General features: G+C 73.5%; 5 protein-coding genes and 1 pseudogene. 3 read left to right on the top strand and 3 right to left on the bottom strand.

Annotation, left to right across the window (positions count from 1 at the left end):
• From D8M29_RS07235 to D8M29_RS07225, 3 genes and pseudogenes are all read right to left on the bottom strand, one after another.
• Positions 1-690 (bottom strand): annotated as a pseudogene (locus tag D8M29_RS07235) (hypothetical protein); the annotation flags it as partial.
• Positions 691-755: 65 nt separating this feature from the next.
• Complete coding sequence (gene murJ / locus D8M29_RS07230) at positions 756-2,600, bottom strand: murein biosynthesis integral membrane protein MurJ (RefSeq protein ID WP_002857806.1); 1,845 nt, start codon at positions 2,598-2,600, stop codon at positions 756-758.
• A gap of 46 nt (positions 2,601-2,646) precedes the next feature.
• Entirely contained in the window at positions 2,647-3,258 is a 612-nt protein-coding gene (locus D8M29_RS07225; RefSeq protein WP_041102508.1) for an NUDIX hydrolase, read from the bottom strand.
• A gap of 65 nt (positions 3,259-3,323) precedes the next feature.
• Between D8M29_RS07225 and D8M29_RS07220 the strand changes: the two genes are divergently transcribed.
• From D8M29_RS07220 to D8M29_RS07210, 3 genes are all read left to right on the top strand, one after another.
• Positions 3,324-4,775 carry a CCA tRNA nucleotidyltransferase gene (locus D8M29_RS07220; protein ID WP_127435323.1) on the top strand — a complete coding sequence of 484 codons (1,452 nt, stop codon included), beginning with the start codon at positions 3,324-3,326 and terminating at the stop codon, positions 4,773-4,775.
• A 52-nt stretch (positions 4,776-4,827) separates the two neighbouring features.
• On the top strand, positions 4,828-5,127 hold the full coding sequence (locus D8M29_RS07215) for a Rho termination factor N-terminal domain-containing protein (RefSeq protein ID WP_115165600.1): 300 nt from the start codon (positions 4,828-4,830) through the stop codon (positions 5,125-5,127).
• A 143-nt stretch (positions 5,128-5,270) separates the two neighbouring features.
• Positions 5,271-6,440: acyltransferase (locus tag D8M29_RS07210; protein ID WP_238693347.1), on the top strand; the 1,170-nt coding region annotated here is incomplete at its 3' end.

The raw sequence follows: 6,440 nt of genomic DNA, 5'->3' as shown, positions 1-6,440 counted from the left end.
CGCCTCCCGGCGCTCGCGTTCTGCGCGCTCGGCGGCCTCCTTGCGCTCCCGCTCGGCCCGCTCCGCGGCCCCCCGCGCGGCCCGCCCGCGCTCCTCCTGCTGCTTCCGGGTGGCGGCGTCCGCCGCGGCCAGGGCCGACGCCCCGGCGGCCGCCTTCGCCGCGGTGCCGTCGGAGGGACGGACCCGCTCGGCGAGGCGCTCGGAGAGGCGGTTCAGGAACCCGGGACGACGCTGGGCCTCGTCCTCGTCCGCGCGGAGCCGGCGGTCGAGGTCGGTGTAGTACGCCTCGTCGTCGTCGTAGGCGTGGGGGTCTCCGGTCCGCGACTCGCCGAACAGCTCGGAGCCGAGGCTGTCCGTCTGGAACGGCTCCACGTACAGCTCCTGCGGGTACGCCAGACCCAGCAGGACGTCCGGGTCGGGGTCCCCGCCTGCGATCAGGTACGTGCGGCCCTCGGACAGCCCCAGGTCGAGCACCTGCACGTCGTCGGTGCGCTCGCCCGTGGCCAGCTCCCGCGCGGACGAGGCCACCTGCGTGGCGTTCTCACGTGAGGCCACGAGCACGGTGACGCGGCGGTTGAGCACCTGGTCCGTGCCCAGGAACACCATGTCCTGGTCCGCGGACGTCACCACGTGCTGGGTGATGCGATAGCGGCCGCCCAGGACGGCGCCGACGGCGATGGGCTGGGGCACGGGCTCTTCTCCTGACGACGGGGTCGGAATCCGATGATACGTGGCGTGGCCGTCGCGGCCAGAGATCAGCCGACGCGCAGCAGACGACCCAGCGCCGGCACGCGGGCGACGAGCGGCCGGAGGGCGTCGTCCAGCTCGGGGAACCGCATGGCCCGCAGCACCATCAGGTACACCGGACCCATCGCCACGGCCGCCACCGCGCACGTAAGCAGCGCCGTCCCGATGGAGTTCCACGCGAACCCGCCGGTGTACCCGCCCAGCAGCCACACGACGACGACGCCCGCGGCCGCCGCGGCCAGCGCGGCCAGGCCGGTCTGGACGTGGGCACGCAGCACGGATGCGAGGCCGTAGTCCCCGAACCGGCGCACGGTGAGCACATGGGTCAGGACGAACTGGTACACGTACGAGACGGACGAGGCGACCGCGACCCACAGGGCCATGGACCACAGCGGCAGCAGCATCGCGCCCGCCCACGAGAGCAGCAGCATCAGGAGCGAGCCGCTGACCTGGACCACCATCGGCACCTTGGCGTCCTCGGCGGCGTAGAACACGCGCAGCAGGTAGAAGGAGCCCGAGCGGAACGGGATGGACAGCGCCAGCGCGAGCAGGACCGAGCCCACCGCGACGCCGGCCACCATCGCCGTCTCGGCCGTCGAGCCGAAGACGCGGCCCAGGGGGCCCGCCAGGACCACCACGCCGGCGAGGCAGAACATCAGCGGCACGGTGAACGCGCGCAGACCCTGCGCCGTCGTGCGTCGCACCGCGGACATGTCCTGGCGGCCCATGGCGCGGGCCAGCCGGTTGAAGAGCACGGTGGCCAGGGAGAGCACGAACACCGAATGGGGCAGCACGGCCATCAGCATCGCCATGTTGTACGCGGCCACACCGGGGATGGCCGCCTGCGCCATCTCGGCGCTCCAGGTCTCCGTGCCGGGGATGCGCAGCTCGCCGCGGTCGCGGGCCTCCGTGGCGGAGGTGACGTACCGCTGGCACAGCAGGAGCACCACGTTCGTGGCGACCATCGTGATCAGGGTGTACCCGGCGATCCGGCCGGTGTCCCGCAGGCCGATGCCCTTCCAGCCAAACCGCGGGCGCAGACCCAGGCCGAGCCCGCGCAGCGGCAGGAAGAGGATCACGGCCTGCAGCACGACGCCCAGGGTGTGGCCGCCGGCCAGCACGACCGTCTGTGCGCTCGTCCACCCGGCGAGGTCGTCCCCGGCCCGGTACGCCCCGAACATGCCCAGGTACAGCACGATCGCGCCGATCGCGACGACGTTGTTCAGCACCGGCGCCCACATGTAGGCGCCGAAGCGCCCGTTGGCATTGAGCACCTGCCCCACCAGCGCGTACATGCCGTAGAAGAACACCTGGGGCAGACACCACAGGGCGAACACGGTGGCCATCTCGAGCTTCTCCGGCGACCAGCCGCGGGTCAGGGCCGTCATGAGCGGGGCCGCCGCCAGCATGACCACCACCGTGCCGGCGAGCATCACGAGCGTGCCGAGCGTCATCAGGCGGGAGGTGTAGTCCGCGCCCCGGTCGGCGTCGCGGGCGTGCTTGATCAGCTGCGGCACGAGCACGACGTTGAACACGCCGCCCACCAGGAGCAGGTAGATCACGTTCGGGAGGGAGTTGGCGATCTCGAAGATGTCGGCCATGTCCGCGGACAGGCCGATCGCCACCGTCACCAGCGTCGCACGGACGAGGCCCAGCACGCGGGAGAGGAGCGTGCCGGAGGCCATGATCGCGGTGGACCGGCCGGCGCGGCGCTCGCCCTCGGGGGTCTCGTCCGCGGGGTCCACGGCGGCCGGATCCGTGGCGGGGGCGGGGTCCGTCGTCGTCGGCTCCTCGTCGGCGACGCCGGCGTGGGCGGGGTCCTGCGCTCGGCGCGGGGCGGGTCTGCTGCTCAAGGGTCACCCAATCGTGGTCGGAAGGCCCCGTGCCGGGGGCGGTGGATCAGGGGCGGGGGCCCCGGGCACCGCCCGGGGGGAAGTGCTGGTCGACCACCTGGCGGGCCAGGTCGACGATCCGGCGCTCGTTGGCGAAGGAGAGGCGGCGCGCGACGTCCTCGAGGCGCACCCATGCGACGTCCACGGCCTCGTGGTCCGGGTCGTTCTCCGTGGTCAGCTCGCCGCCCGTGGCGCGCAGCAGGAAGTGGTGCACGGTCTTGTGGACGCGGTGCCGGGCGACTGTGAACCAGTAGTCGATCGCGCCGAGCGGCTCGAGGATGTGGCCGGCGATCCCGGTCTCCTCCTCCACCTCGCGCACGGCCGCCTGCCGGTGGTCCTCCTCGCCCTCGGGATGGCCCTTGGGCAGGCACCACTCGAGCCGGCCACCGCGGTTGTAGCGGGCGATCACGGCCACCTCGAGGCCGCCGTCGTGCTCGCGGACGATGACGCCGCCGGCGGAGACCTCCTCCACCGTGGGCAGGGAGGCGGCAGCGGCGGAACGGGGTCCCGCGGGGGCCGGGGTGACGGGGCGCAGAGGCGGCTGCGGCCGGCGACGCCACGCCCCCAGCGCGGAGGGCAGGGGGGCGCCCCGGTGCGCGGAGGGATCGGGGCGGGTCATGCCGTCAACTCTAGCCCGGCCCGCGCGGGCCCGTGCCGGGACCGTCTGGCACCCTTGTAGGCATCATGGATCTGACCACCGCCACCCACGCGCTGCCCCCCGGCTTCCCCGCGGACGCCACCCTGCCCGCCGTCGTCGTGGAGCTGGGGCGGAGGTTCGAGGCCGCCGGCCACGAGCTCTCCCTGGTGGGCGGCCCGGTCCGCGACCTCTTCCTGGGGCGGACGTCGCCGGACCTGGACTTCACCACGGACGCCGACCCGGACGCGTCCGAGGCCGTGGGCGCCGGCTGGGCGGACGCCACGTGGGACGTGGGACGGCGGTTCGGGACTATCGGCTTCCGCAAGGCCGGCTGGCAGCTCGAGGTCACCACCTACCGGGCCGAGCAGTACGACCCGGCCAGCCGCAAGCCGCAGGTGGCCTTCGGCGACAGCCTCGAGGACGACCTGCTGCGCCGCGACTTCACCGTCAACGCCATGGCCCTGCGCCTGCCCGCCCTCGAGCTCGTGGACCCCTTCGGCGGCATGCGGGACCTGCACGCCGGCGTGCTGCGCACCCCCGGCACCCCCGAGGACTCCTTCTCCGACGACCCGCTGCGCATGATGCGCGCCGCCCGGTTCGCCTCCCAGCTCGGCTTCGCCGTGGCCCCCGAGGTGGAGGAGGCCATGGCCGCGATGGCCGAGCGGATCACGATCGTCTCCGCCGAACGCGTCCGCGAGGAGCTCGTCAAGCTCGTCTGCGGGGCGCACCCGCGCGCCGGCCTCGACCTGCTCGTGCGCACCGGCCTGGCCGACCACGTCCTGCCCGAGCTGCCCGCCCTGCAGCTCGAGTCGGACGAGCACCACCGCCACAAGGACGTCTACGCCCACTCCCTGACCGTGCTGGATCAGGCCATGGAGCTGGAGGGTGAGTACGCGCCGTCGACCCCCGACCCCGTGCTGCGCCTGGCGGCGCTGCTGCACGACGTCGGCAAGCCGGCCACGCGCCGCTTCGAGAAGGGCGGGGCCGTCACCTTCCGGCACCACGAGACCGTGGGGGCCAAGCTCGTCCGCAAGCGGCTGCGTGCCCTGAAGTTCGACAACGACACGATCAAGGCGGTGGCCCGTCTGGTGGAGCTGCACATGCGGTTCTACGGCTACGGCGAGGCCGGCTGGACCGACTCCGCCGTCCGCCGGTACGCGCACGACGCCGGCGATCTGCTGCCCCGCCTGCACGCGCTGACCCGCTCGGACGTGACCACCCGCAACCGGCGCAAGGCCGAGCGGCTGGCCCACGCGTACGACGACCTCGAGCGGCGCATCGCCGAGATCGCCGAGGCCGAGGAGCTCGCGGCTGTGCGGCCGGACCTGGACGGGCAGCAGATCATGGCGCTGCTGGGGATCCGCCCGGGCCCGGTGGTGGGCCGGGCGTACACCCACCTGCTCGAGTGGCGCCTGGACGAGGGGCCGCACGAGCCGGCCGAGGCCGAGGCGGAGCTGCGGCGCTGGTGGGCCGAGCAGCCGGAGGCCCAGCAGGACTGAGGCGGCGCGGCGGACCTTCCACCCGTCGTCGGGCCGGGACCACACTGGCCGCATGGCTGAGAAGAAGACCGAGAAGAACGGCGCCCCCATGGGCCCCGGCACCTCCAACATCAAGGACCCCGAGGTCTACGAGACGCTGCGCCGCGAGGGCGCGAGCGAGGAGAAGGCCGCGCGGATCGCCAACGCCTCCGCCCGGGACGGCCGGGACGAGGTCGCCGAGCGCGGCGGCGAGGCCGGCTCCTACGAGGACTGGACCAAGGACGAGCTCGCGAAGCGGGCCCGCGAGCTCGACATCGAGGGCCGCTCCACCATGACCAAGGACGAGCTCATCGAGGCGCTGCGCGACCACTGACCGGCGCCCGCCCCCCGCTTCCGGGGCGGAAACCGGTGCTTTGGGAGCGGAATACCGCCGGAAACCGCCCCCAACCCGGTGGGGTGGGCGGGGATAGCCGGAGGCTTTGGCCCATCCAGGTCCGGATGGGATGATCGACCGCTGTGAGTTCCGACCAGCGCACCGCGTCCGTGCCCCGCCATGCCCTGTCGCCCGAGGACGGCGTGCCCGCCGTCAAGGTCGGCACGCGGGTCAGTCGCGGCCCCGGCCGGGTGACCGCCCTCGACGGGCTGCGGGGGATCGCGGTGCTCGCCGTGCTCGTCTTCCACGCCTGGCCCACGTTCCTGCGCGGCGGGTTCGTGGGCGTGGACATGTTCTTCGTGCTCTCCGGCTTCCTCATCACCACCGGCCTGGTCCGTGGTGTGGACGCGGGCCGGGGCGTGGCGCTGGGCACCTTCTGGATGAAGCGCGTCCGACGACTCATCCCGGCCATGCTGATGGCGCTCGTGGGCACCACCGCGCTCGCGTGGCTGGCGGTGGACGAGTTCCCCGCGGGCCTGGGTCGCCAATGGTTCGGCGCCCTGACCTACACCAGCAACTGGGTGATGATCCTCGAGGGCGGGGACTACTTCAACCGCGCCTCGCCGCCTCTGTTCGAGCACCTGTGGTCCCTGGCGATCGAGGAGCAGTTCTACATCCTCTGGCCCCTGCTCCTCTGGGGGCTGCTCCTGCTCACCTGGCCGCCGCGCAGCACGGTGAACTCGGGGCGGGTGGCGGACCGACGTCGTATCCTCGCGGTCGCGGTCGCGGCCGTGGCCTCCGCGGCGTGGATGGCCTGGGGCTCGTGGCACGGGTTCGAACAGGCCCGCCTCTACTTCGGCACGGACACCCACGCCTTCGGCCTGCTGTTCGGCGCGTGCGTGGCGATCGGCCTGGCCCATGTGCCCCGGCCCGAGCACGGCGGCCCCGAGCCGCGGACCTCGGCCACGCGGGTGGCCGTCGCGTGGGGCGCCGTCGCGGTGCTCGCGGCGGGCTTCGCCCTGGTCGACGGCGGCCACGCGAGCACGTACCGCGGAGTGCTGGCGGGCCTGTCCGCCGTCGTCGCGTTCATCGTCTGGCACGTGGTGCAGGGCGACCGGCGCGACTCGCTCTCTCGCGCGCTGGGCAACGGGTTCCTGCGCTGGTGGGGGCGCCGCTCCTACGCCGCGTACCTGTGGCACTGGCCGCTGCTCGTGATCATGCGCGTGATGGTGCCCGTGGACGCCCCCGGGTGGGTCGAGCCCGTGGCCGCCGGCGCGATCCTGCTGCTGACCGCCCTGATCGCCGACCTGAGA

The sequence above is a fragment of the Micrococcus sp. HSID17227 genome, assembly GCF_003989405.1.
In the GTDB taxonomy this organism is placed as follows: Bacteria; Actinomycetota; Actinomycetes; order Actinomycetales; family Micrococcaceae; genus Micrococcus; species Micrococcus luteus.
This window is presented reverse-complemented; position numbering and strand designations above follow the sequence as displayed.

Bases quoted from the DNA above. Each gene is read 5' to 3' on its own strand.
- D8M29_RS07225 (WP_041102508.1), bottom strand. From the start codon at position 3,258: ATGACCCGCCCCGATCCCTCCGCGCACCGGGGCGCCCCCCTGCCCTCC.
- D8M29_RS07220 (WP_127435323.1), top strand. From the start codon at position 3,324: ATGGATCTGACCACCGCCACCCACGCGCTGCCCCCCGGCTTCCCCGCG.
- D8M29_RS07215 (WP_115165600.1), top strand. From the start codon at position 4,828: ATGGCTGAGAAGAAGACCGAGAAGAACGGCGCCCCCATGGGCCCCGGC.